Annotated in this window: 19 protein-coding genes, 1 tRNA gene and 1 pseudogene; 10 read left to right on the plus strand and 11 right to left on the minus strand. The window is 74.5% G+C overall.

Going from position 1 to position 23,197, the window contains the following annotated elements; genetic code table 11:
- Positions 1 to 183: 183 nt before the first annotated feature.
- Entirely contained in the window at positions 184 to 2,106 is a 1,923-nt protein-coding gene (locus ACZ3TI_RS19960) for a glycoside hydrolase family 5 protein (RefSeq protein WP_465727868.1), read from the plus strand.
- Positions 2,107 to 2,173: 67 nt separating this feature from the next.
- Here the strand turns inward: ACZ3TI_RS19960 and ACZ3TI_RS19965 are convergent, their stop codons facing one another.
- Positions 2,174 to 3,673 (minus strand): alpha/beta hydrolase family protein, encoded by a 1,500-nt coding sequence (locus tag ACZ3TI_RS19965; RefSeq protein WP_465727870.1) that lies wholly within the window; start codon positions 3,671 to 3,673, stop codon positions 2,174 to 2,176.
- A 257-nt stretch (positions 3,674 to 3,930) separates the two neighbouring features.
- Here ACZ3TI_RS19965 and ACZ3TI_RS19970 point away from each other — a divergent pair, with 257 nt between their 5' ends.
- Together ACZ3TI_RS19970 and ACZ3TI_RS19975 are read left to right on the plus strand one after the other, a co-directional pair.
- Positions 3,931 to 5,133 carry a sensor histidine kinase gene (locus ACZ3TI_RS19970; RefSeq protein WP_465727872.1) on the plus strand — a complete coding sequence of 401 codons (1,203 nt, stop codon included), beginning with the start codon at positions 3,931 to 3,933 and terminating at the stop codon, positions 5,131 to 5,133.
- The gene (locus tag ACZ3TI_RS19975) at positions 5,130 to 5,801 is read left to right on the plus strand and encodes a response regulator (protein ID WP_465727874.1); all 672 of its coding nucleotides are present in this window, start codon (positions 5,130 to 5,132) and stop codon (positions 5,799 to 5,801) included. The genes ACZ3TI_RS19970 and ACZ3TI_RS19975 overlap by 4 nt, the downstream gene beginning before the upstream one ends.
- Positions 5,802 to 5,860: 59 nt before the next feature.
- On the opposite strand, the gene ACZ3TI_RS19980 is transcribed toward ACZ3TI_RS19975, so the two are convergent.
- A complete protein-coding gene (locus ACZ3TI_RS19980) occupies positions 5,861 to 7,309 on the minus strand; it encodes an aminotransferase-like domain-containing protein (RefSeq protein WP_465727876.1) in 1,449 nt (482 codons plus the stop codon).
- Positions 7,310 to 7,362: 53 nt separating this feature from the next.
- Between ACZ3TI_RS19980 and ACZ3TI_RS19985 the strand changes: the two genes are divergently transcribed.
- The 3 genes from ACZ3TI_RS19985 (at position 7,363) to ACZ3TI_RS19995 (ending at position 10,970) form a co-directional block, all read left to right on the plus strand.
- Positions 7,363 to 8,904 (plus strand): DUF885 family protein, encoded by a 1,542-nt coding sequence (locus ACZ3TI_RS19985; protein WP_465727878.1) that lies wholly within the window; start codon positions 7,363 to 7,365, stop codon positions 8,902 to 8,904.
- On the plus strand, positions 8,901 to 9,521 hold the full coding sequence (locus ACZ3TI_RS19990) for a LysE family translocator (protein WP_465727880.1): 621 nt from the start codon (positions 8,901 to 8,903) through the stop codon (positions 9,519 to 9,521). Before ACZ3TI_RS19985 ends, ACZ3TI_RS19990 begins: the two co-directional genes overlap by 4 nt.
- 123 nt (positions 9,522 to 9,644) lie before the next feature.
- Complete coding sequence (locus ACZ3TI_RS19995; RefSeq protein ID WP_465727882.1) at positions 9,645 to 10,970, plus strand: S28 family serine protease; 1,326 nt, start codon at positions 9,645 to 9,647, stop codon at positions 10,968 to 10,970.
- 87 nt (positions 10,971 to 11,057) lie between these two features.
- Here the strand turns inward: ACZ3TI_RS19995 and ACZ3TI_RS20000 are convergent, their stop codons facing one another.
- The 7 genes and pseudogenes from ACZ3TI_RS20000 to ACZ3TI_RS20030 form a co-directional block, all read right to left on the minus strand.
- Positions 11,058 to 11,300, minus strand: a complete 243-nt coding sequence (locus ACZ3TI_RS20000) for a hypothetical protein (RefSeq protein ID WP_465727884.1) — start codon at positions 11,298 to 11,300, stop codon at positions 11,058 to 11,060.
- A gap of 127 nt (positions 11,301 to 11,427) precedes the next feature.
- Positions 11,428 to 11,838: a nuclear transport factor 2 family protein gene (locus tag ACZ3TI_RS20005; protein ID WP_465727886.1), complete on the minus strand. Its 411-nt coding sequence runs from the start codon at positions 11,836 to 11,838 to the stop codon at positions 11,428 to 11,430.
- A gap of 163 nt (positions 11,839 to 12,001) precedes the next feature.
- A pseudogene (locus ACZ3TI_RS20010) lies at positions 12,002 to 12,658 on the minus strand (alpha/beta fold hydrolase); the annotation flags it as partial.
- On the minus strand, positions 12,591 to 14,606 hold the full coding sequence (locus ACZ3TI_RS20015) for a VWA domain-containing protein (RefSeq protein ID WP_465727888.1): 2,016 nt from the start codon (positions 14,604 to 14,606) through the stop codon (positions 12,591 to 12,593). The gene ACZ3TI_RS20015 and the pseudogene ACZ3TI_RS20010, both read right to left, overlap by 68 nt.
- Complete coding sequence (locus ACZ3TI_RS20020) at positions 14,603 to 15,916, minus strand: KH domain-containing protein (RefSeq protein ID WP_465727890.1); 1,314 nt, start codon at positions 15,914 to 15,916, stop codon at positions 14,603 to 14,605. The genes ACZ3TI_RS20015 and ACZ3TI_RS20020 overlap by 4 nt, the downstream gene beginning before the upstream one ends.
- Positions 15,913 to 17,802 (minus strand): hypothetical protein, encoded by a 1,890-nt coding sequence (locus tag ACZ3TI_RS20025; RefSeq protein WP_465727892.1) that lies wholly within the window; start codon positions 17,800 to 17,802, stop codon positions 15,913 to 15,915. The genes ACZ3TI_RS20020 and ACZ3TI_RS20025 overlap by 4 nt, the downstream gene beginning before the upstream one ends.
- A gap of 6 nt (positions 17,803 to 17,808) precedes the next feature.
- Positions 17,809 to 19,071, minus strand: a complete 1,263-nt coding sequence (locus tag ACZ3TI_RS20030; protein ID WP_465727894.1) for a hypothetical protein — start codon at positions 19,069 to 19,071, stop codon at positions 17,809 to 17,811.
- 217 nt (positions 19,072 to 19,288) lie between these two features.
- Here ACZ3TI_RS20030 and ACZ3TI_RS20035 point away from each other — a divergent pair.
- Positions 19,289 to 19,362, plus strand: a tRNA-Met gene (locus ACZ3TI_RS20035).
- A 139-nt stretch (positions 19,363 to 19,501) separates the two neighbouring features.
- Here ACZ3TI_RS20035 and ACZ3TI_RS20040 read toward each other — a convergent pair.
- On the minus strand, positions 19,502 to 19,933 hold the full coding sequence (locus tag ACZ3TI_RS20040) for a DUF6234 family protein (RefSeq protein ID WP_465727896.1): 432 nt from the start codon (positions 19,931 to 19,933) through the stop codon (positions 19,502 to 19,504).
- 308 nt (positions 19,934 to 20,241) lie between these two features.
- Between ACZ3TI_RS20040 and ACZ3TI_RS20045 the strand changes: the two genes are divergently transcribed.
- Together ACZ3TI_RS20045 and ACZ3TI_RS20050 are read left to right on the plus strand one after the other, a co-directional pair.
- Positions 20,242 to 20,607, plus strand: coding sequence for a hypothetical protein (locus ACZ3TI_RS20045; protein WP_465727898.1), 366 nt, complete (start codon positions 20,242 to 20,244; stop codon positions 20,605 to 20,607).
- A 25-nt stretch (positions 20,608 to 20,632) separates the two neighbouring features.
- Complete coding sequence (locus ACZ3TI_RS20050; protein WP_465727900.1) at positions 20,633 to 21,010, plus strand: hypothetical protein; 378 nt, start codon at positions 20,633 to 20,635, stop codon at positions 21,008 to 21,010.
- A gap of 81 nt (positions 21,011 to 21,091) precedes the next feature.
- On the opposite strand, the gene ACZ3TI_RS20055 is transcribed toward ACZ3TI_RS20050, so the two are convergent.
- Positions 21,092 to 22,414: a M64 family metallopeptidase gene (locus ACZ3TI_RS20055; RefSeq protein WP_465727902.1), complete on the minus strand. Its 1,323-nt coding sequence runs from the start codon at positions 22,412 to 22,414 to the stop codon at positions 21,092 to 21,094.
- A gap of 169 nt (positions 22,415 to 22,583) precedes the next feature.
- Between ACZ3TI_RS20055 and ACZ3TI_RS20060 the strand changes: the two genes are divergently transcribed.
- Complete coding sequence (locus ACZ3TI_RS20060; RefSeq protein ID WP_465727904.1) at positions 22,584 to 22,967, plus strand: VOC family protein; 384 nt, start codon at positions 22,584 to 22,586, stop codon at positions 22,965 to 22,967.
- Positions 22,968 to 23,197: the final 230 nt, after the last annotated feature.

A 23,197-nucleotide genomic window follows, 5' to 3' on the forward strand; every position in this document is an offset into this window, starting at 1 on the left:
CGGTTCCGGTTCCGGACGTCGGAGGCCGTGGTCTGCCCGGCAGGATCCGTCGGGCAGACCGAAGCTCGGTGAAATTCCGGTCGCTCCCCGGCAGTTCGCCGCAGCCGCACGGGCTACCCGCCGGTCACATCTGCGGCTATGGTCGGTCCCCGTCAATTCCGTGCCACCCTCACCTTTACCGGGATGACCATGAAGAGAATCGGAACGCGCCTGCTCGCCCTGGCCGCGTGCCTGCCCGTACTCGCCGGGATGACAGCGGGTGCCGCCGTCGCGGAAGCGGCCCCGACCACCGCCACCGCCGCGCAGGCGACGACGGGCTGGACCGGCCCGCTCAGCACCCGCGGGCGCTACATCGTGGACGCGGACGGCAACCGCTTCAAGCTGAAGGCCGCCAACTGGGCCGGGGCCCAAGGCACCTGGGAGGGCAGCGGGGCGGTCGACGACCCCGCGAACAACCAGGCCCGGCAGGTCTCGCACAACATCCCGCTGGGCCTGGACCGGGTGCCGATGGCGCAGCTGATGGCGGACTTCCATGGCCTGGGCCTCAACAGCATCCGGCTGCCGTTCGCCAACGCGATGGTCCACGACACCGCCGCGGTGCCGGACTCCGCCGTCGCCGCCAACCCGCAGCTGCGCGGCCGCACCCCGCTGCAGGTGTACGACGCCGTGGTGGCGGCGCTCACCGCCGACGGCTTCGCGGTCATCCTCAACAACCACACCACGAGCTACCGCTTCTGCTGCGGCCTGGACGGCAACGAGCGCTGGAACAGCGGCCAGTCGACCGCGCAGTGGGAGGACGACTGGGTGTTCATGGTGAAGCGCTACCAGGCCAACAAGCGGGTGGTGGGCGCCGACCTGCGCAACGAGGTCCGCCGCGACACCTGGGACGACCCCAACTGGGGCCTGGGCGACGCCCACGACGAGTACGCCGCCTTCGAGGAAGCGGGGAACCGGATCCTGCAGGCCGACCCCGACATGCTCGTCGTCATGGAGGGCATCAACTGGTACGGCATCCCCGCCGCGCTCTTCAGCCACGGCCGCCCGATGCTCACCCCGGTGCGCACCCTCTCCAACACCCTGATCGACTCCGGCAAGTTGGTGTACGCCGCGCACTTCTACGCCTACACCGGCCCGGCCAACACCGGCGCGGGCAGCGGCCCGGGAGCGACGAGCGACCCCCGCTACGAGGACTTCACCCCCGAGCAGCTCGCCCAGGTCGTGGACGACGAGGCGCTGTTCGTCACCCGGGCGGGGCAGCACTTCACCGCCCCGGTGTGGATCAGCGAGTTCGGCGCGGGCGGGCGCGGTTCCACCGACGCCAAGGAACAGACCTGGCTGCACACCTTCACCGACCTCCTGGCCGCCCGCGACACCGACTTCGCCATCTGGCCCCTGGTCGGCTGGGCCGACGCCACCGGTACACCGAACGACAACTGGGCGTTGCTCTCCTACGACCCCGGCGGCAAGCGGCTCGGCCTGACCGACCCCGGCGACTGGCGCGCCCCCGACTGGCGCAAGCTGGTCGACGCGCCCTCGCTGACCGGCCCGGTGGCAGCGGTGAACCACTGGAACATGCTCGACCTCGACCACGGCGACCGGAACGTCTCCCGTCGGATGCTCGCCCGCCCGGACTGGAGCAGCGGCAACCGCAAGGGCAACTGCCCGGACGGCCAGCGCCTGACCGGCCTCGGGCGCAGCGACAGCCGGGGGCTGTGCACCGACGCGGGCGAGCCCGCGACGGGCACCGGCGACTGGATCACCGTCACCGACGAGCGGTACGTCACCGGCGGCGACTGGGCCGCCGGCTACAACAAGCTGCAGTGCCCCGACCGCACCTTCGCCGTCGGCTACAGCGTGCACGACGACGCCATGTCCGCCCTCCTGTGCGCACCCGCCGCCGCGGCGCTGCCCACCACCGGCCGCAACGTCTGGTTCGACCATGGCGACAACCGCCCCGCCACCGGCGGCGCGACCGCGAGCGACTGGGCACCGGGCCACTACAAGGGCCAGTGTGCCGACGACGAGTACCTCGCGGGCGTCGCCTACACCTGGCGCTGGCTCCACTACGGCGTCCCGGACGCCCTGCTCTGCCGGCCCCTCGGTTAGGCCCTCCAGGGCGTGTGCCTGCCGTGACGGGGCGCCGAGAGCGGAAGCCCCGTCACGGCAGGCGCCGTCACCTGCCGGCGGGGTGGTACACGCTGAGACCGCCGTAGGCCGGCAGAACGCCACCCAGGTCGCCGGGCTTGCCCCGCAGGACGGTGTCCAGGAAGGCGAGGGTGGCCGCGCCGACGACGCGCGGGCTCTCGGTGCGGCCCAGGGTGCCGACGATCGAGGGCACGGGCGGCAGGTACAGCGGGCCGTCCATGAACGTGAGATGCGCGGCGCCGGGGATGGTGAGCCGGTAGTTCGTCGCGGTGCCGGAGTCGAGCACCTCGGTGAGGCGGGGGAGGTAGCGCGGGTCGGTCGCCGGGGTGACGGCCTGGGTGAGCGCCAGCGTCGGCTGGGTGAGGGAGGGGGAGGTGGGGCCGTGGGGGTAGCCGTCCAGATCGATGACGGCGCCGAATCGATGGTCCTGCCGGGCCGCCTGCAGGGCGGCGGCGCCGCCCATGGAGTGGCCGGCCACCGCGACCCGGCCGGTGTCCAGGCGTCCGGTCAGCGGGTCGGCGGCCTCGCCCCGGTCCAGTCCGTCCAGCCGGGTGAGGACGAAGCCGAGGTCGGCGGCTCGAACCGCGGTCCAGTCGGCCGCCAGCTTCTCGTCCTGTTCCGGGTCGCCGCTGGACGCGGTCTCGGTGGTGATCGTCCGGCCGTCGGCGAGGACGACGGCGGCGGAGTCGTACGGGTGGTCGAGGGCGGCGACCACATAGCCGTGGCTGGCCAACTCCTCGGCCCAGGCCGTGTTCTGGGTGCGCACTCCGCCCGATCCGGGTGAGAACAGCACCACGGGGAACCGTCCCCCCGTGCTCTCCACCGGGGCGTCGAAGACCGAACGGGTGCGGGCACGCGGAACGCCGTCGACCAGGAAGCCCGGCAGGCCGACTCCGCGGGCGAGGGCGTCGGAGACGGTGCGCGCCTCCTGCTCGGTGCGTCCGAGGTACTGGGCCCGCTGCGCCCCTGCGGGGCTCTTCTGCGCGGGATACCAGAGCTGCACCACGACCGTGCGCCGGTCGTCCGGGTCGGCGGTGAAGGTCTCGGGACGGCGCGGGTCGGTCCACTGCACCACGCGGGTGCCGACCGCGAAGTCGCCCGACGGCTCGGGGAACACGGGTACCGGAAAGGCCCAGGCGGCCACCGGGCCCGCGGCGATCAGGCCGACGCAGGCCACCGACCCCGGCAACGCCAGCCACCAGCGGGCCCGCCACGCCGGCCGGCCGGTTCCGCGGCCGAGACGGTCTCGCAGCAGGGGGGCGACGGCGAAGGGCGACGCGAAGGCGGCGCCCGCCAGTACCGGCAGCAGCTGCCAGCGGATCCCCGCCACAGCCAGCACGAGAGCGGACAGGACGAGAAGCGCCCCCGCCGCGATGGTGACGGGCGGGCGGGCGACGTGGGGCAGCCAGCGCGCCACCACCAGCGCGAGGGCACCCAGCAGGGCAAGGATTTCCAGGGGGGACATGGACGGTCCCGCGATGATCTCGGTCACCAGGCCATCGTCGGCGTCGGGCACGCGCTGCCGCATCGATCCCGGGTCGCCCTCGGGTGCGCCCGCGGTCGCAATCCGCGGCAGGTCCCGGTGCGACCGGCGTAGCAGCCGAGCACACCGGACCGGCGGCCGCGCTGCGACCACGGGAGGTAACGGGCCTCCTCCTGAGGTCGTATCCCGGCACGGTGCCATCAGACGGTGGACTCATGTGTTCCGCGGGGCCCGCGGCCTATCGTGACGGGGCTGCGGTACGTGCCGGGGCCACGACGACGCCGAAGCGACAGGGACGTGTGATGACCGAGGCGGCCTCCGTGCGAGCGGCGCGACTGGTGACAGCCGCCGAGCGGTGGGGTTCCCGGCTGCCGCCCGTGCTGTGGGACTCGCTGCTGCCGGCGCTCCTCCTCGTCAACGTCGTGACCACCCGCGCGCCGCACGAGCTGCCGGTGGCCCTGGCCCTCACCGCCGCCCTCGCGCTGCCCCTGGTGTGGCGGCGCCGGGCCCCGCGCACGGTGTTCGGCGCGGTGACGGCCGCGGCCTTCGTCCAGTGGCTGGTGGGCGTCCAACTCCCGGCGGACATCGCCGTGTTGGTGGCCCTCTACACGGCGGCCGCGAACTCGGGCCGGCGCGGCGCGCTCCTCGCCGGTGCCGTCGTGGAGGCAGGGGTCCTGCTGGCCTGCCTGCGCTGGACGGCGGAGGGCGCGTTCCTGACCCCCTTCGTCGCGGTCACCGCGATGACCGTCGCCGCCGCCGTCCTCGGCGTGAACGTGTGGACCACGCGCGCCTACCTCGCCGCCCTGGAGGAACGGGCCGCACGCCTGGCGCGGGAACAGGAGCAGCAGGCGCGACTGGCCGTCGCCGAGGAGAGGACGCGCATCACCCGGGAGATGCACGACATCGTCACCCACAACCTGTCCGTCATGGTCGCGCTCACCGACGCCGCCCTCTACGCGCAGCACCGTTCGCCCGACCGGACCACCGCCGCGATGCTCCAGGTCGCCGAGACCGGCCGGCAGGCACTGACCGACATGCGGCGCTCCCTGGGCATCCTGCGGACCGACGAACCGGACGCGGAGCGCCACCCGCTGCCCGGCATCGCCCAACTGGAGGCCCTCGCCGAGCAGATGTGCGCGGCCGGGCTGCCGACCGGCCTGGAGGTCCACGGCAGCCACACCCACATCCCCGCCACCGCCCAACTCACCGTCTACCGCCTGGTGCAGGAATCCTTGACCAACGCCCTCAAGCACACACCCACCGGCACGGACGCGAAGGTCCGGATCCGGTGCTCGACCGAGACCGTCACCGTGGACGTCACCGACAGCGGTCCCTGCCCGCCGCCTCCCACCGCCGCCACACCGTCCGGCCACGGCATCCCCGGCATGCGCGAGCGCTCGGCCGCCTACGGGGGGACGTTGGAGGCCGGACCGCTTCCGGGCGGCGGCTGGGGAGTCCGCACCCGCCTCTCCCTCGGCGGCAGCGGAACGGAGGTGTCCGGATGACGATCCGCATCCTGATCGCCGACGACGAAGCGCTGCTCCGGATGGCGTTCGGCACCGTCCTGGAGGCCCAGCCCGACATGGCACCGGTCGGCGAGGCCGCGGACGGCGCCCAGGCCGTACGCCTCGCCCGGGAGCTGCGCCCCGACGTCGTCCTCATGGACGTCCGGATGCCCGGGACCGACGGGATCGAGGCGACCCGTCAGGTCATCGAGGTCTCCCCGCAGAGCAGGGTGCTGATCCTCACCACCTTCGACCTGGACGAGTACGCCTTCGCCGGGTTCGACGCCGGAGCCTCGGGCTTCCTGCTGAAGAACACCAGGCCCGAGGAGTTCCTCACCGCGATCCGCAGCGTCGCCGCGGGGGACGCGGTGGTCTCCCCGCGGATCACCCGGCGCCTGCTGGAGAAGCTCCGTCCGCACATCCCCGAGGGCGCAAGCGCCGAGCGGGACGAACGCGACGAGCGGCTGGGCCGGCTCAGCGCCCGGGAACGCGAGGTGCTCGTCCAGGTGGGTCACGGCCTGTCCAACGCCGAGATCGCGGCCGCCCTGTACCTCGCGGAGGCGACCGTGAAGTCCCATCTGGGGCGGATCCTGCAGAAGCTCGAACTCCGGGACCGGATACAGGCCGTGGTCTTCGCCTACGAGAGCCGCCTCATCCGCCCGGCCTGACGCCGCCCGAGTCGTTCCGGCAGGCGCGGCGGGAGCGCCGGCCGGGCACGACGGGAGCGTCAGCGGGGGAGCGCGGCCCAGGCCGCGGCGAGGCGGGCGACCAGGGCGGCGGCGGTCTCCGGGGGGAAGGAGTACGGCAGCCGGAGGTGGTCGTCATGGGCGCCGGTCGGGTCCATGGTGGCGCCGGGGACGACCTCGGCGCCGTGGCGCAGCGCGAGTCGGGCGTAGACGCGGGCGTCGGTGCCGGCCGGGAGGCGGATCCACAGCACGGAGCCGCCGTGCGGGGGCTGCCACCACCAGTCCGGGAGGTGTGCGGCGAGCAGCCGGGTCATGGTGGCGAGCCGCTCCTTCCGCAGCCGCTCCCGTTCGGGGGCGAGCGCGGGCAGGGTGGGGAGCAGGCGGGCGGCGAGGGCCTGGTCGATCAGCGGGCTGCCGAGGTCGTCGAGCGCCTTGAGCCGGGCCAGCCGGTCCGCGGTGTCGCGCGGGCCGCGGATCCAGCCGATCCGCAGGCCGCCCCAGACCGCCTTCGCCAGCGAACCCACCGTCAGCACGGTGCCCCCGGCGGGGTGCGCGGCGAGCGGCGGCGGGGCCTGCCCGGGGGCGAGGGCGGCCGCGTGGGCGCTGTCCTCGAGGACGGTCACGCCGTACTCGGCGGCGAGTTCGGCGACCCGGCGCCGACGGCCCGCGGACATCAGGGTGCCGGTGGGGTTGTGGAAGGTCGGCATCAGGTAGAGCAGCGCGGGCCGGTGCTCGGCGAGCGCGGCGGCGAGCCGGTCGATCCGGATGCCGTCGGAGTCGACGCCGACGCCCACCAGCCGCGCGCCGGCCGCCCGCAGGACGTCCAGGCAGCCCGGCCACCCGGGGGACTCCACGATCGCGGTCGACCCCCGTCCGAGCAGCAGCCGGGCGGTCAGGGTGACCGCCTGGGTGGCCCCGGTGGTCACCACCACCTGCTCGGGCACCGTCGGCAGGCCGTGCGCGGCGTGGTGGTCGGCGATCGCCGCCCGCAGCACGGGCAGCCCGGCCGGGTGGTAGCCGGCGTCCCGGACCAGCCCGGGCAGGTCCTCGCGGACGAGCTCGGTCAGCGCCCCGGCCAGGTCCGGTTCGCCGGCCTCGGCGGCCTGCCCCAGCGAGATGACGTCCGGTGGCGGCGCCACCAGCCGCTGGATCACCGCGGTTGCCTGACCGCCGCGCACCCGCCCGTCCACCGGCGCCCGGTGGACGGCGGCGCCCTGCGACACCCGGGTGCCGCTGCCCCGACGGGTCTCCACCAGGCCGGAGCCGCGCAGCGCGTCGTAGGCGGCGACCACCGTGGCCCGGCTGGCCGGCAGCGCCTCGGCGAGCCGCCGCTCGGGCGGCAGCCGGTCGCCGGGGCGCAGGTCGCCGGAGCGCACAGCCCGGACGAGGGCCTCGGTGAGCCGCCGGTAGAGCGGCCCCTCGGCCGAACTCCAGTCGCCCAGCAGGTCGATCAGCTCGGCGGGCTCGGAGGTCCCACGATTCCGGTCCACTTTCCCCTCCATTGGCACGGGAGTACGACCCGCCGCTGACAGAGGCTAGCGGCATGATCATCACCCCGTCGCTCGACCCCCGACTCGCCGCCGTCTGCGACCTCTCCGTCGTCGCCGCCCGTGACAGCGCCGGACTGCACCGCTACGACGGCGCCGTCCAGGACCTCTCCCCGGACGGCGTGCGCCGCGGCCTCGCCGCCCTCGGCGGCCCCGCCGGGACCGCGCCCTACCCGGACCCCCACGACGAGGCACACGCGTCCGCCGCCGAGGAGGCCCTGCGGGTCCGCTTCGGCGAACTCGAACTGCACCGCAGCAACCCGCTGTGGCACATCGAGAACCTGGACCTTTCCGGCTACGACCGCCCCTACGCGCCGCAGCCCGAACGCGACGCCGCCCGGCAGGCCCACCTCAACCGTTGGCCGGACGCCGTCGACGCCGCCGTCGCGGCGCTGGACCGGGTGCCCGCGCCACTCGCCCAGGCCACCCTGCCGCTCGCCCGCGGCCTGGCCGCCTTCCTCGACCCCCGGGGCGGCCCCGTCCACGCCGCCGCCGGCCGCGCCCACGCCCGACTCCTCGCCCACCTGGAGCGGGCCGCCACCGAAGGCCCCGAGTCGGCCGCGCTCGGCGGGCCCGCGCTCGCCCGGCTGCTCGGCGCCGCCGAGTCCTGCACCGTCGACCTCACCGCGATGTCCGCCCGGGTGGACGCCGAGCGCGACCGGCTGCGCGCGCTGCTCGCCGAGGCGCTGCGCCGCGTCGACCCCGGAGCCCCCACGCCCGACGCCACCGTACGGGCCCTGCAGGCCGACCACCCCGACGCCGACGGAGTACTGGCGGAGTTCCGGGCACTCGTCGAGGAGACGGTCGCCTGGACCGCCCGGCACGACCTGGTGCCCGACCACGACGTCGAGGTGCTGGTCGAGCCGATGCCCGACTCCCAACGCCGCGCGCTCGCCGGGCTGTTCGCGTCCGCGCCGTACGAGCCCGACGCGCCCGGCAGCTTCCGGGTCACCCTCCCGGACACCGGCTGGTCCGGGGCGGAACGCGACCAGTGGCTGTCGACCGGCTTCAACCGCACCCTGATGCCCAACATGGCGATCCACGAGGTCGCCCCCGGGCACGCCAGCCACTTCCGGGCGCTGCGCCGGGCGGCGACCGACGTCCGCCGGACCCTCCATTCCGAGGCCTTCATCGAGGGATGGGCCCACTACTGCGAGGAGTTGGCCTTGGAACAGGGCTTCCGCGACCGCGACCCGCGGGTCGCGGTGGCCGTCGCCCAGGACGCGCTGCGCCGGGTCACCCGCTTCGCCTGCGCGATCGGGCTGCACACCGGGGCGATGACCCTGGCGGACGCGGCGGCCCGGTTCACCGCGGACGTCGCACTGGCCGGCCCGGCCGCCCTGCACGAGGCCCGGCGCGGACTCTTCGACCCCACCTACGGTCGGTACACCTGGGGCAAGTTCGCGATCCTCGACCTGCGCGAACAGGCCGCGAAGCGCTGGGGCTCCGACTTCTCGCTTCGCCGCTTCCACACCGCCCTGTTCGACCTCGGCGCCCCGCCGCTGGGCCTGCTGCCCACCGCGCTGGAGCGCGGATGACCTCGCTCGCCGGCTTCGCGCTGGCCTCGCTGGCACTGGTCGCCGTGCCGGGGCCCAACCTGGTCTACATCATCACGCGCAGCGTCCAGGACGGACGGCGGGCCGGGCTCGTCTCCGCCCTCGGGGTGGAGACCGGCACGCTGGTCCACTGCCTCCTCGCGGTCGGCGGCCTGGCGGCGCTGGTCACCGACCACCCGCTCGCCTTCACCGTGCTGCGCTACGCGGGCGCCGGCTACCTCGCCCACCTGGGCGTGCGGACCCTCCTCCGCCGCCCGGCCCCGGCCGGTGACGGCCCGCAGCGGCCCGCCCGGCGCCGACTGCTCCGGGTCTACGGCGACGCGGTCCTGGTCAACCTGCTCAACCCCAAGGTGATCCTGTTCTTCCTCGCCTTCCTCCCGCAGTTCCTGCCCACCGGGCTGTCCGCCGCCGACACCCGGGCCCGGATGCTCGTCCTGGGCGCGGTCTTCCTGGCCGTCGCCTTCGCCCTGGACCTCTGCTACGCCCTTCTCGGCGTCGCGCTCACCGGTCGGCTCCGCGGCACACCGCGCGGGGAGCGGCGGCTGTCCTACGCGGTCGGCGGGGTCTACCTCACCCTGGCGGCGCTGGTGTTCACCTGAACCCGCCGTGACGTGCCACGGCACCTCCCTCCCAGGAGGGAGACGCGAGCCCTCCGCAGCGGGATCCGTCCCGGTCGCGGCCCCGGTTGACTGGAGATCAACGACGACCGGGGAGGAAGACCCATGATGCGCAGGCGAATCGGACGACTGGTGGCCCAGGCCGCGGCGGTGGCGGTGCTGGCGGGAACGGCCGCGGTGCCCGCCGCCGCGGCCGAGACGGGACCGGCCGACATCCGGACCGCCATCGAGGCGGTACCGGGCCTGCGGATCGTGGAGGAGAAGCCCGCCGCGCCCGGCTTCCGCTTCTTCGTCCTGACGCTGCACCAGCCCGCCGACCACCAGCACCCCGAGCGCGGCGGCTTCGAGCAGCGGATCACCCTCCTGCACCGCGGCACCGACCGCCCCACCGTGCTCTACACCAGCGGCTACACCGTCTCCACCAACCAGTACCGCACGGAGCCCGCCGAACTGCTGGACGGCAACCAGGTGAGCACCGAGCAGCGGTTCTTCGGCACCTCCCGGCCCGAGCCCGCCGACTGGAACGACCTCGACATCCGGCAGGCCGCCGCCGACCACCACCACGTGATCGAGGCGCTGCGCGCGGTCTACCGGGCGCCGTGGATCTCCACCGGCGGCAGCAAGGGCGGCATGACCACCGTCTACCACCGGCGCTTCTACCCGCAGGACGTGGCCGGCTCCATCGCCTACTCGGCGCCGAACAACGTCGACGACCGCGACGACACCGCCTACCTCGACTTCCTGCGCACGGTCGGCACCCCCGAGTGCCGCACCGCCCTGCAGGCCGCGCAGCGCGCCCTGCTGGAACGCCGCACCGCCCTGGTCGCCCGGTACCAGGCCTGGGCGGACGCCAAGGGCGACGGCTTCCGGCTCGTCGGCAGCGCCGACAAGGCCTTCGAGATCGCCGTCCTGCGCGCGCCGTTCATGTTCTGGCAGGGCCGTGGCCAGGCCGCCTGCCCGGCGGTGCCGCCCGCGGACGCCTCCGACGACGCCCTGTACGGCTGGCTCGACCAGGTCGCCCAACTGCCGGTCTACGCCGACTCGGTGGCGAACCAGTTCGTCCCGTACTTCTACCAACTGGGCACCCAGCTCGGCTACTTCCCGGTCGAGACGGACCACCTCGCCGACCTGATCCGCTACCCCGGCGCCACCGAGCCGCGCAGCTTCGTCCCCCGCGACATCCCGCTGCGCTACCGGCCGCAGGCGATGCGCGACGTCGACCGCTGGGTCCGCACCCGCGGCGAGCACCTGATGTTCGTCAACGGCGCCGCCGACCCATCCGTCGCCGAGCCGTTCCGGCTGGGCGACGGCTCCCGGGACTCGTACCTCTACCAGATGCCGGGCGGCACCCACTCGGTCCGGATCGCCCAACTGCCCGCCGCCGACGCCACGGCGGCCACCGCCACGCTGCGCCGCTGGGCGGGGGTCTGACGGATGTCGCCCGGGGCCGTACGGGCGACGACCGGGCCACCGGCGCGAACCGCGGAACGCGCCGGTGGCCCGGGTCGGAGGCGGAGGTCAGTCGGCCGCGATCGACCTGGCGCCGTCGATGAGGCCCCTGCGCGCCTCGGCCACGACCTCGGTCTGCCGAATCAGCACGTCGACCGCGCCGGTGACGAGGGCCAGCTCGGCCGGGGTGGTCCACCCCGGCCGATGGATGATCTTCAGCAACTCGGAGTAGTCGTCGGTGGTGACGGACTTCGTCACGGTGACGAGGTGGTTGATCCGCTGCTCCAGGTGGGCCAGCTGGTCCTTGTCCATGGCGGGTTCCGCTCCTGTGATCGTCGGGGGATACGAGCAGGCCATGTCTACCCGAACCGTCTCGGAGGCCATCGGGGCCGAACGGGTGGAGCGGACCACCCCGGACCAGGTTCCGCCCCCCGGACCGTCAGCCCACCAGCGCGGGCGAGAAGTAGTCGCGCATCCGGGCGATTCTCCCGTCACGGACGCGGAAGATCTGGACCAGCGAGACGACCTCCTCCCGGGCGCCCTCCCCGTCGAAGACCGTGTCGATCTCGGCGATGAACACCTCGGGGTCGGTGGTGGTGTGCAGTACGAAGCCGGACTTGTGCACGTTCGGCACGCGGGCGTCCTGCCCCTGCTGCTCGTAGTACGCCGCCATCGTGGTGCGGATCGCCTCGCGGCCCTCGATCCGCCGGGGGAGGGCGGCGCCGTCGGGCAGCAGCGGCACCTCGAAGACGCCGTCCTCGGTGAAGAGCTCGGCGAGGGCGTCGGCATCGCGGGTCATCGGACCGGCGTGGACGTAGCTCTGGAAGATCTCCTGCGGGGTTCGGGACACGGTGGCCTCCCTGGGCTCGGACGCGATGCGGGTTCTGACGCGTCGCGGGTTCTGACGCGTTGCGGGTTCTGATGCGTTGCGGATTCGAACGCAAAGGGCCCATCCCATCACAGCGGCGCCCGGGGCGCGTCGGTTTCGCGCGACCGGCCCCGGGCGCCGCCCTTCCGGGCGTCAGAGCGCCGCGCACTGTCCGAGGCGCAGGCCGCCGACGGCGGTCGGCCTCGGCCTCGGGCACGTCGGCGAAGAGGACGCGCCGGGCGTCCTCGTACGGCGGGGTGCGGCCGCTGCCGTCCTCCGGTACGGGCGTGCCCAGGAAGGAGAACATGCTCTCGCCCGCGTCGAGTTGGAAGCCGGCGAGATACACCACCCGGACCACGTTCGGGGCGTCCGCGATGGCCTGGGTGGCGGGCACGCCGCCGTACGAGTGGGCGACGACCACCACCGGGCGTCCACGCGCCGCAGGCGGTCGCGGATGGCGTCCGCGTCGTCCAGCATGCCCGCAGGGCGGGCGCCGGCGGGCCTGTCGGCGGGCGCGGAGCTGGGCAGGTCCACGGCGTGGGAGCGCCGGCCGTCGGCGTCCAGGGCGGTGCGTACCCGGTCCCAGCACCAGGCACCGTGCCAGGCGCCGTGGACCAGCAGGAAGGCGGGGCGGCCGGTGTCGGCGGTCATGCGGGGCAACTCCATGGTTCGAAGGACGACGGTTCGGGGGACGACGGTTCGGGGACGACGGTTCGGTGGGAGGAAGGCGCGCTTCAGTCGGAGAGCTGGACCACCCTGACCACCGGCGCCGCCGACGTCGTGGTCGCAGCCTGCGTCGCACCGTCGGCCGGCGGCACGGGAGGCGCCGGCGGGGCGGTGACCAGGATGCGGTAGGCGTCCGCGAGCACCCCCGCCAGATTGCCCAACAGGCCCAGCTGGAGCCGGTGCCAGCCCTCCGCGTCGTCCTCCGCCACCGCGTACTTCCCGGTGTGCTTGAGGATCACCTCGCCCACCCCGCGGTTCTGCTCCGGGGTGCGCCGACCCGCCTCCGCGTCGTGCAGGAAGAAGTTCCGCAGCCCGTGCACCTCGCCGAGCCGCACGCCCCAGAAGGCGTCGGCGAGTTCGGGCAGGTCGAGTGCGGTGCGGTCACGCTTGCGGCTGCGCAGCTGCTCGTGCAGCCGCTCGTCGAAGACCTTGTACGCGACGGCCAGCCAGGCCGTGAACTCCGCGTGGCCGGTGGCCAGAAGGTGCAGCCGCGGGATGTCGGCCACCGAGGTGCGGAACAGCGGGTAGCCGAGCCGGGTGGAGGAGGCCGAGCACACCTCGGCGTACATCCGCAGCAGCTCCTCCACCTCCCGCTCCCAGTGCCGGCGCTGCTCCGCGCCGAGCGCCCGGCCCTGCGCCGGCGCGGCGGCCGTCGCGGTCAGGGCCGCCGGATCCAGCTGGAGCGACGGCAGTTGGGCGGCGGCCGGAGCGCCCGCCACGCGGACGATGCCGCTGCCCAGCTCCTGGAAGTACTCCTCCAGGACGTCCATGCCGCCGATCCGGTGCCGGTCGCCGCCCGCCACCTCCACCAGCCGGCCCAGCAGCTCGTGGTTGGGGACGAGGTTCTCCGGGGGCTCGCGCAGCGTGGGGTCCTTCCGGCGCAGCTGCTCCCACCAGCGGCCGAACAGGCCGGGGTCACTGATGCCCACGGCGTGCAGGCGGATGCCGAGACCGGCGTGCAGGTCCTCCATCAGGGAGACTGGGTCCTCGGTGCCGGCCACCGACTCGCCGCTGCGCTCCTCGCTCATCGGCGCCCAGTGCGCGCCGTCGCTCACCAGGACGATCAGACGCTCGTTGCCGGGTACGCCGTGCCGGTGCAGCAGTTCGGCGGCCTTGTGCAGCGCGCGGCCGATGTCCGTCGCCTGGTTGTCGTGCTTCAGCAGGGTGACCGCGCCGCGCAGCTGCTCCAGCGCCCGGTCGCCGGGGCCGGTGGTGACCTCGGCCATGCCGTCGCGGTCCGGGAAGAGCGTCCGGGCGGCGAGGTCGAAGCGGACCAGCGCGAAACGGGTGACCAGACCGTCCACCCCGGCCCGGGCGTCGATCATGGCGCGCAGCGCCCGCTTCAGCGCCTCCATCCGGCTGACGGTGCTCGGGGCACTCCACAGCGAGGTGATCCGGTGCGCCGACTCGCGCCGGTCCGGGATGTCGTCCACGCCCATCGAGCCGCTGCAGTCGGCGAGGACCACCACGTCCACCCCGCTGCGCCCGCTCGGCGCGAAGACGCTGAGCCGGGTGGCCGGACCGACGGCGAGGAGGCCGTCGACCGGCCGCCCGTCCGGGCCGGTGGCCGAGCGCACCCGGAAGGGCAGGCCGTCCACGTCGATCCAGGTGTCCTGCCCGGTGCTCGCGCCGTGCTCGAACACATGGCCGCTGAGCAGCGGTGAGCGCTGCACGGCGAGGACGGCCGCGTCCAGGGAGAGCGCCTCCGGCGACTCCAGCTCGACGGCCCCGGCCACGGCGGCCGCGGCCGGGGCGAACTGCCAGTCGACGGCGGCGAGCCGGTACTCTGCGGCCAGCGCCTCGGGGGCCACCACGACGTCGGCGGGCAGCCCGGGCACCGGGACGAGGCGTACGGCGACCGCCCGGGCGCCGGCTCCCGCGACCAGTCGGCCCGGGGTCGCGGCGGCCAGCCGCTCGGCCGGGACGGCCAGCCGGTTGCCGTCGGCCAGGCCGGGACCGGCAGCGGTGACCAGCCGGGTGTCCCGCGAGCCGAAGATGCTGCCGCCGCGGCCGAGGAGAGTCATTCCCGCTCCAGTTGGATGTCGATGCCGAGCCGCTGCTTGAGCTCGTTGACGTGCGTGCGCTTGGTGCCGTAGAAGCGGCCGCGCAGTTCGGGTGGCACCTGGACGTAGAGGATCCGGCTGCGGCTGCGGTAGTCCGAGAAGGTGACCGCCTCCGCGAGCTCGAACCTCCCGGAGGCGCGCAGGAGTTCCACCAGTCGGGCGAAGTGGGCCCGGCCCTCTTCATGGCCCTCCCGGAAGCGGCGGACGTCCTCGCGGCGCGACGCCTCGTGCCGGCGCAGCAGCCGCAGCGCGGTCTCGGTGAGGCGGCTGCCGCCCGCCTGTCCGCCGCGTGGGATGCCGCGCTCGAGTCCGGCGAACAGCGCGTCCAGCGCCCCCATGTCCAGGACGGTGCCGCGGGTGTTGATGAAGATGTGCCGGACGACGGAGAGCCGCGGCAGGAACGCCTGCCGCCGCTGGCCGTCCGCGCCGGGGCGCACGCGGTGCCGGGCGCGGGCCGCCGTCCCGGCCAGGACCAGCCCGACCAGCGCCTCGGGCGTGGCGGAGCGCAGTTCCTGGTGGTGCCGGCGGCACAGTGCGAGGCCCCGGCTGTACTGACCGTAGATCTGCCAGCGCATGCTGTGGTCGGCGCACATCCGGACGCCGCAGGCGTCGCCGTCGGCGAGCTGCTCCAGGGTCCGGTGCTCGCAGCGCAGGAGTGCGGTGGTAGGGCAGCCGCGCTGCTCGCAGTCGGGGAAGCGCTCGCGGTAGCAGTCCCGGCAGTAGGCGAGCGACGGGTCGTTCGGGTGGTGCACCAGGTGGTCGGCGCACCAGGCCCGCCAGGCCCGGCAGTGCGGGCCACCGCACCAGGCGCGGGCCGGCGCCCCGCAGCGGCACTGCGGGACGTGCCGTGGGCAGGAGGTGCGCAGGCTGCCGTCGAGCAGCACCGCGTGTGCGTCGCAGACCCGCCCGGGCCGGCTGGCGTCCCCGCAGCCGGGGCAGCTGAACGGCGCGTAGGTCTCGGTGCCGGCGGCGCGGCAGGTGTCGCAGGCGTAGCGGACCTGCGGCGGTTCGAGGACGCCCCGGACCTCGAACGGGGTGGCGGCGGTGAGCGGCCGGGGCGCCCCGAGCGGGTCGAGGAACCAGACGCCGGCGCGGCCCGCTTCGCCGAAGTCCAGGACGACGCGCGCGCCCTGCCGGGGATCGAGGGTCAGGACGGTCGGTTCGAGCCGGGCCCACAGGGCGACCAGGCCCTCGCCCGTACCGGGTACCTCGCCGTAGTCGCGCAGGTCGAGCAGTACGGGCACCGGCCGGACGGCGGACGGGATCGTCATCGGGCGGGCTCCTCGGCGGGTGCGACCAGCAGGACCTCCACCGTGCCCCGGCGCTCGTCGGCCTTCGCGGTGTAGGTGAGATCGGTGAGCAGTACCGTCCGCAGCCCGTGCGGCGCGGCGCCCAGCTCGCGCAGCCGGGCCCGCACCAGCGGCCGGTCCGCGGCCGGGACATCCCAGTGGAGCAGGGCCGCGCCCTTCTCGGTGGCACCGCGGACGGCCTTCGCCAGCTTCCGGTCCCCCCAGGCGCCCGGCGGGGCGTCCAGCCGGACGCGCAGGGCGGGCTCGGGGCGCAGCAGTCGGCGCAGTGCCTTTCCCTGTTCGCGGTCGCGAGCGTGCAGGGCGCGGGTCAGGTCGAGGGCGGCGGGGCCGGAGCGGCAGTAGGAGCGCAGGGCGGCCTGCGCCTGTGCGGCGTCCACACCGGGGCGGGCGAGCTCGTTCAGCAGCTGCTCGTCGCCGTCGGACGGGCCGCCGCGGCGGTGGGGTGGCCGGGCGGGAGCGGGAGCGGGGGCGGTCCGGACCGGTCGGCGGCGGTCGCTCTCAGTGGGTGGGGCTGCCGAGGTGGTCGGGACGGTCAGCTGCTCGGCGAGCCAGACCCGGGCGGCCGCCGAACTCCCGGCTGCCAGAGTCGAGTTGGCGGCACCGATGTGGTCGTGGGTGAGCCAGCCGGGCCGGCCGAGGCCTTCGGCGAGCTGCTCGGGTGCGAGCAGGCGCGGATCGTACTCACGCCACCGGGCGAGCAGGTCGTTCTCGTTGCGGACGAAGGCGATTCCACCGCTGCCGGTGCTGTGGGCGGACAGCTCCAGACCGGTGAACAGCTGGCCCAGCTCGTCCGCCGTGGCATCCAACTGACGGAAGTACGGCAGAAGTTCACGCATCAGCGTGGAGGCGGCGCGGGTCGCCGGGACGGTCCGGGCCTGCCGGTCCGCCGCGGGCCCGCCCGCCCGGTCGTTGTGACGGTCCCTGCGCCGGCCGGCCTGCTGCTCCGTCTCGAACCCGGCGGCCAGCCCGTGCGCCACGGCGCGGGCCCGGTTGCGCTCCACCAGCGGCTGCGGCACCGCCCCGACCCGGCGGCCGGTACGGGCCAGCTCGCGCGCCCGCATCGCCAGGGCCTGGACGAGCAGCGCGTGCGCCATCGCCGAGGAGACCGAAACCTGCCCGTCGACCAGCCGCAGGGTGACGTCCCCCGCCGCGTCGAACTCGGCCTCGCCGAGCGGGTTGACGTCCATCGCCTCGAGCCGGGCCAGCCGCTCCTCCTGCCGCAGGGCGGTGCGCACCCGGTCGAGGTGCTGCGGGGAGAAGGAGGCGACGTACCGCGTGGTCACCTGGTCGGTGGCCCGGGACAGCCGGGCCGAGCCCCCGCTCGGCACGCCCTCGGCGCCGTACAGCTGGCGCCCGGTCAGGGCGATCAGGGTGGGGGAGTGCTCGCGCAGCAGGTTGCAGAGCAGCTCGCGCTGCACCGCGTCGACCACCTCCAGCGAGTGCAGGTCCGGAAGCAGTACGGGCGGGGCCACCGCGGGCGCGCCGACCGGTCTGCCCGCCGGTGCGCCCTGGTGCCAGCCGCTCGGGACCAGCAGGGCGCCCTCCGCGCGCAGCGCACCGGCGACCGCCGCCACCGCCTCGGCGAGCGCGGCGGCCACCGCGGCCCGCGCCGGCGGGTCGTGCAGCCAGACCCGCCCGGTGTCGAACCACAGCGCACCGGGCGTACGCGAGGAGGCCCGCAGGACGGGCGGCTGCCCGGCGGGCAGCACGGGCAGCCGCGGCGGACGGGCGACCAGCGCCTCGACCAGTTGCGCCGGACCGGGCTTGCCTCCGGACGGACGGACCACCGCGTACCCCTTGGCCAGCCGCTGGCGCAGCGGACCGGAACGGTAGAGCGCGACGAGCACGGCAGATCACTCCTCCCAGATCCGGGGATCGTCGATGGCCCGCTCCCGGCGCCGCGCCTCACCGGCGGCCAGCCCGCGCAGCGGCGGCAGCAGGGCGAACGCCAGTGCCATCGCGAGCAGCGCGACCAGCGTGCAGACCAGCAGGTTCAGCGGGGACGGGTCCCCCCACAGCGCGCCGGCGGCGTACGCCAGCCCGAACGGCAGGCCGACGGCGGAGACCAGCCCCAGCGCGAGCCCGCTGCGGCGCGAGCGCGCCGTCTCCACGTAGCGCGCGGCGTCGGCCAGCGCGGTGCCGGCGGTGGCCAGCAGCTCCGGCAGCCGGTTCTGCTCCTGGAAGCGTTCCAGTAGCTCGTTGGCCTTGGCGCGAGTGGTGACGTGCGAGGACCACAGCGCGCGGCGCAGCTCGATCGCCCGCCGCTCCAGGCCCAGCAGCCGCCGCCCGTCGGTCTCGTGGGCATGCAACCCGGCGACCGCATTGGCGAGCCGGTTGAGCCCGAGCACCTGGAGGCGGCCGAGCAGGAAGGTGTCGAGGTAGATCGTCCGGACCAGGGTGGCCGCCGCGGCGTGGAACACCGCCTCCCCACCCGGATCCGGCGAGGTGCCGAGGAAGGCGGCGCCGTCGCGCAGCACCAGCGCCTGCCAGTCGGCGGAGAACCGCACCCGGCCCGCGAACAGCCCGGCGTCCTCCGGATCCGGGGGGAAGCGCTCCAGTGGGGTGGCGGAGGCGAGCAGCCAGAGCCACTGGTCCCGGGCGCCCCAGTCGGCGTACGGCGGCGGCATCACCTCGGGCGGCGCGCCGTCGGCGAAGGTGACGTGGCACAGCGTCCAGGGGCGGCGGGCGGACCGCGGGAGTCGTGCGCCGGGCGGCAGGGCGACGGCATGGAGGTGGGCGCTGCGCGACAGGTCCGCGAGCACCGGGAGGTCGGCCAGCGGATCGGCGGAGAGCCGGACGTGCAGGACGGCCAGCCCCTGCCGCTCGGCGGCGGGACCGAGCACGGCGGGCAGCCGCAGGAGCTCGACCGCCTCGACGGCCGGGCCGGGGCCGGACGGATCCAGCACGCGGTGCCACCGGCCGGGCCGCCGTGGCGACCCGTACAGCGACTCGGCCACCCGCGGCTCGAAGTACGTCATCCGCCGGTCCCGGTCGGCCACCCCCTCGCCCAGCCCCACCGGCAGCGGCCCCTCCGCCCAGCCCTTGAGGTCGAGCTCACCCGCGCTCCCCAACTCCACCTCGACGACCACGAACGCCGATCCCCGCCCTACGATCACGCGCACCTCATCCGCATTTGCCCGCCCCCGAGGGGGCCAATGGTAGCGACTGATGGAGGGTCAATAATGCTTCTACATAAGGAAATTGTGTCCACGTGACGCATGGGGCGTGGGTGGCGCCGCGGGCAGCCGAGGTCGCCCCTGCCGTCGAGACCACCGAGGGCCCGGAAAGCCGATTTCGCGTTGACCGGAATATCGCCTAAGCTGATCTCACCGACGCGGGGTGGAGCAGCTCGGTAGCTCGCTGGGCTCATAACCCAGAGGTCGCAGGTTCAAATCCTGTCCCCGCTACTGACAGGGCCGGGGTCGACGCTTGATGGCGTCGACCCCGGCTCTTTTGCGTGGCGTAAACAGCCGACCCGACCCGCGGCCCCGCCCCGTCTGCGGGCGAGCGCCAGCGGGTTCTGCTCGCAGTCGGCGCGCCCGTACGTCAGTTGCAGCGACCGCTGCCGCTGTAGCACGGTGTGTACCCGGTGGGCAGGGGTGGCGGTGGTGCCGGGTGGCTGCGGTCGTAGTCGTGGTGCATCAGCACGAGGATCCCGGACAGGCCGATCACGGCCAGGAGTTGCAGCGCTGCCGTCCAGCGGGCGCGCAGGAGGACGGCGACTCCGGTGAGGCCGAGTGCCGCGAACAGCTGGTGCAGGACGAATCCCATCCTGGCGTGGTCCAGGCGGTCGGCGACGCCCTCGGCGCCCTGTGCGGCCCACGCCTCCATGCCGTAGCCGAACATCCGGCCCAAGAACACCAGCACCATGGTGAGGAGCAGCAGCATCCCGACGGTGAGGTCGAGTGCGCGCGACGGCGCCGGCCGCCGCAGTCGGCGGAGCGCGGCGGTGACGGATGACGAGGTCGGTGCGGGCATGGCCCCAGCCTGACACCCGGGGGGCCTGGGCCGCCTGAGTGCGCATACTCAGATCGCCACCTGATCTGACCGCTTGCGCCGACGCCCGCGCCCACCGGCTCGGGACGCGGTCCGGTCTGTCGTCGGAGCCGCGGTGCGGGCCGGGTGCGCCGGTGCGCCGGGTCGGTGACTTCGCCCAATTCACGTGGCGAAACACCGAGTTGGCGCCTGGCATGGATGTGGTGGAGCATAGGCGGGACCGGTCCGTTGCGGCGTGCTCGCGCCGCGGCCGCGGTGCCGTGCGCGTGCTGGGGGAGGAGGCGGGTCCGATGAGTTCGGCGGATCGTCCGTTTCTGGTCCGGGGGAAGGCGGTGCCACTGGCCAGGTACCTGGCCGAGGAGGACATCGAGGGCCTGGTGGCCTGCTCGTGCATCGGGAACGAGGTGAGCATCGACCTCCCGGACACCCGCATCCTGGTGACCCTCGTCGACATCGCCGACGTGGTGAGACTCAACTTCGACATGGTCCAGGACGGTCCGGCCAAGCCCCGCTCCTGGTCGCGCCGGCTGCCCGTCGGCAGCGGCCCGCGCGAGATCGCGGCCCGGATCGCGCTGGACGTCCGCACGCTGGAACGCGAGTTGGCGCCGCTGCGGCGCCGCCCGCCGGTGGTGCCCGAGCAGCGCCGGCCGGGGTGACGGTCGGGGGCCGTAGAGTGGCGGCGTGGACAGTGATCATCTCCGCGCCGACCTCGCCGACCTCGCCGACCTCGCCGCTGACGCCTCCGCTGAGGCCGCCGTCGACGACCCCTTCGCCGACGGGCGGAACGTGCTCTGGCTGCTGGACGGCTTCGGCGCGGACAGCTACCTGGCCTACTCCCGCGAGTTGGACCGGGAGGAGTACCTGCGGATCCGTCCCCTCCTCGAACTCGCCCCCGAGGTCCGACTCGGCGATGACGTCTGGATGCTCGGGGGCGACTACCGCGTCCCGCCCCGCCTCCTGGGGCCGCTGCATGAGCTGCTCGGCCCGCCCGGCCCGGCGGAGGGCCCGGACTACTTCATCGGCGCCCGCCAGAACCTGCCCGACGACCCGGCCGGGTGACCGGGGCAGCCCCGGTCACCCGGCCGGGGCGGGGTTCGGCCGTCAGGGACCGCAGGAGCGTGCGTCCCGTCGAGGGCACGCCTAGCGCGTCACCAGCCAGGACAGACTCGCGGTCAGGTCCGCGCGCAGCGCAGGGTCCGCCACTGCGGGGGTGGGGTCGGTCGCGACGGCGGTGAGCAGGTGCGGCCGCGTGCGGGGGCCGGTCAGCTTGAGGTCGGCGAGGTCCAGCGCGGTGCGGCCGGTGAGGCGCGGGAGCTCGCGCCCGTCCAGGAACCAGCGCAGCCGGGTGCCGGGTACCGGCAGGTCGACGGTCAGGCGGTCGGCGGCGGTGAGCCAACTGCCGGTCTCGGTCGGGCTGGTGAGCGGGGTGGCGTGGCGGTAGAACCCGGCGATCATCGCCTCTCGTCCGGGCAGGTTGAACTCCCGCCCGAGCGATCGCATGATCGAGTTCTCGGTCGGCCGGTACAGCCCCGCCGGGTAGTAGCCGCCGCCCTCGTACGTGCCGACCGTCCCGCCGTCGGGGGAGGTCTGCCCGAGCCAGCGGGACCACTTGGTGCCCTGCTGCCGCATCCGGTCGGCCGTCAGCGTGCTGATGTTGGCCTCGGCGGGCTCGTCGCCCTGGTACGTCCCCTGGCCGTCGTACGCGTACTCGTCGGCGAGCTTGCCCAGTGAGTGCCCGGTCTCGTGCACCGCGATCTGCCCGGACCTGGCGTTCCCGCCCGCGACCGTGGCGATCCCCTCGTAGCCGACCGACGACTTGACGTCGTTGTAGCCGGCGCCGCCGTACTTGGCGCTGTTGGCCACCACGAGCACGAGGTCCGCCTGCGGGGCCTTCGCCGCGTACTTCTCGACCGCCTTCTCGTCCACGCAGAGCAGCCGCTCCACGCCGTCGCACCAGAAGTACGAGCCCAGCGCGGTGTGCCGCACCGTCGCCTGGTCCGGATCCCCGGTCACCCCCGACTCCGGCGAAACGGCCGACACCGCCCAGACGTTGAACAGCCCGCGGTACGTGGCGTACGGCTCGACGGCGGTCACCTCCCGCCACTTCTCGGCGGCGTCCGTGAGGAACTTCTGCTGCTCCTGCGCGGCGTAGCCATCGCCGATCACCACCACGTCCAGCTTGGTCGCCGGGTCGCCGCCGCGGACCAGCGGCGTCACGTCGCCGTCGCCCTGCAGCGGGGCGACGCCCGGGGACGGCGCGGCGACGAAGGGCGAGGCGGTCGGGGCCTGGGCGCGGGCTATGCTGCCGTCCTCGGCGAAGGCCTCCACCTGACGGGTGGGCGGCGGGCTCCCCGCCGGCGCGCTGTCGCCCGGCGCGCTCCAGGCCGGGGTGGAGCCGAGGAGCGCCGCGGCGAGGGCTGCGGCGAGCATGGCGGTGGTGGTCCTGGCGGCGGTGCGGTGCACGGGTGTCGTCCTCCCCGGTGAGCGGTCAGTGACCCGCCTCCTTCCCGTGTCGAGGACCTGACAATCATGTCGCGCGGAGCAACATCGATTCGGTGCCGGCACGGCACCGGCGCGGTGCCGGTGCGTAACCCGGTGGCGTCCGGAGCGGGAATCGGGAATGCTCGCGTGCATGGTCTCGGTATTGCAGAACGTGGCGATCGACTGTACGGATGCCTACGAGCTGGCCCGGTTCTGGAGCGGGGTGACGGGCCGTCCGCTGCACCCCGAGGACAAACCGGGTGACCCCGAGGTCCAGGTGCTCCTGGCGGAGGGCCCGGTGCTGTACTTCAACCAGGTACCCGAGCCCAAGACGATCAAGAACCGGATCCATCTGTGCCTCCGCCCGGAAACCACCCGCGACCAGGAGGTGGAACGGCTGCTCGGCCTCGGCGCCACCCTCGTCGCCGACCGCCGCAACCCGGACGGCTCCGGCTGGGCGGTCCTCGCCGACCCCGAAGGCAACGAATTCTGTGTTCTGCGCAGCGAATCCGACCGAGCCGCCACCAGCCCCTGAGGCCCGCCCGGTGAGTCCGGCGCGGAGAGGGGATCGAGCGAGCCGGACGTCGTGCAACGGCCCGGATCGGCCCAGGAGATCCCGGGGGCTGATCCCACGAACCGGGGCCTTCTGCACTGCGCGCCGAACAGCACCGTCAACAAAGGCCGGGTCAGCTACGCCTCGTGACTCCGAGCTCCGGGTTCCCGCCACGCCCGTCCCGAACCCGGGGGCGGCGGCGCAGCCGCTGG

The organism is Kitasatospora sp. NPDC023120 (genome assembly GCF_055560835.1).